Below are 1741 nucleotides of genomic sequence, written 5' to 3'. Positions count from 1 at the left end.
GGGCGACCAGCACTGACCAGATGCTCCTTAGAAAGGAGGTGATCCAGCCGCACCTTCCGGTACGGCTACCTTGTTACGACTTAGTCCTAATCACCGATCCCACCTTCGACGGCTCCTTCCACAAGGGTTAGGCCACCGGCTTCGGGTGTTACCGACTTTCATGACTTGACGGGCGGTGTGTACAAGGCCCGGGAACGTATTCACCGCAGCGTTGCTGATCTGCGATTACTAGCGACTCCGACTTCATGAGGTCGAGTTGCAGACCTCAATCCGAACTGAGACCGGCTTTTTGGGATTCGCTCCACCTTACGGTATCGCAGCCCTTTGTACCGGCCATTGTAGCATGCGTGAAGCCCAAGACATAAGGGGCATGATGATTTGACGTCATCCCCACCTTCCTCCGAGTTGACCCCGGCAGTCTCCTATGAGTCCCCGGCATAACCCGCTGGCAACATAGAACGAGGGTTGCGCTCGTTGCGGGACTTAACCCAACATCTCACGACACGAGCTGACGACAACCATGCACCACCTGTACACCGACCACAAGGGGGCGACCATCTCTGGCCGTTTCCGGTGTATGTCAAGCCTTGGTAAGGTTCTTCGCGTTGCATCGAATTAATCCGCATGCTCCGCCGCTTGTGCGGGCCCCCGTCAATTCCTTTGAGTTTTAGCCTTGCGGCCGTACTCCCCAGGCGGGGCGCTTAATGCGTTAGCTACGACACAGAAACCGTGGAAAGGTCCCTACATCTAGCGCCCAACGTTTACGGCATGGACTACCAGGGTATCTAATCCTGTTCGCTCCCCATGCTTTCGCTCCTCAGCGTCAGTTACGGCCCAGAGATCTGCCTTCGCCATCGGTGTTCCTCCTGATATCTGCGCATTCCACCGCTACACCAGGAATTCCAATCTCCCCTACCGCACTCTAGTCTGCCCGTACCCACTGCAAGCCCGAGGTTGAGCCTCGGGATTTCACAGCAGACGCGACAAACCGCCTACGAGCTCTTTACGCCCAATAATTCCGGACAACGCTTGCACCCTACGTATTACCGCGGCTGCTGGCACGTAGTTAGCCGGTGCTTTTTCTGCAGGTACCGTCACTTTCGCTTCTTCCCTACTAAAAGAGGTTTACAACCCGAAGGCCGTCATCCCTCACGCGGCGTTGCTGCATCAGGCTTTCGCCCATTGTGCAATATTCCCCACTGCTGCCTCCCGTAGGAGTCTGGGCCGTGTCTCAGTCCCAGTGTGGCCGGTCACCCTCTCAGGCCGGCTACCCGTCGTCGCCTTGGTGAGCCATTACCTCACCAACAAGCTGATAGGCCGCGAGTCCATCCCCAACCAAAAAATCTTTCCACCACCAGACCATGCGGCCAGTGATCATATCCAGTATTAGACGTCGTTTCCAACGCTTATCCCAGAGTCAGGGGCAGGTTACTCACGTGTTACTCACCCGTTCGCCACTAATCCACCCAGCAAGCTGGGCATCATCGTTCGACTTGCATGTGTTAAGCACGCCGCCAGCGTTCGTCCTGAGCCAGGATCAAACTCTCCGTAAAAAAATACAGACCCAACACCCGAAGGCATCAGACCGAGTTGATTCTGACTGTTGACTGTCTACTGACAATCTTCAATCCAAAAGGAATTGCTTCATGACCCGGTCAGCAAGCCGACCAGGCACGAGGTCAATCAATAAATTGGCATTGACAATGTGCACGCTGTTGAGTTCTCAAGGACCAGACGCACT

At 55.4% G+C, this 1741-nt stretch carries 1 rRNA gene; it reads right to left on the bottom strand.

Annotation, left to right across the window (positions count from 1 at the left end):
* Window positions 1–31 precede the first annotated feature (31 nt).
* A 16S ribosomal RNA gene (locus KK087_RS17115) occupies window positions 32–1553 on the bottom strand.
* Between the last annotated feature and the right edge of the window lie 188 nt (window positions 1554–1741).

Source organism: Curtobacterium aurantiacum, from assembly GCF_018598555.1.
Classification (GTDB): Bacteria; Actinomycetota; Actinomycetes; order Actinomycetales; family Microbacteriaceae; genus Curtobacterium; species Curtobacterium aurantiacum.
The sequence above is the reverse complement of the archived record's forward strand: the minus strand, read 5'-3'. Positions and strand labels throughout refer to the sequence as shown.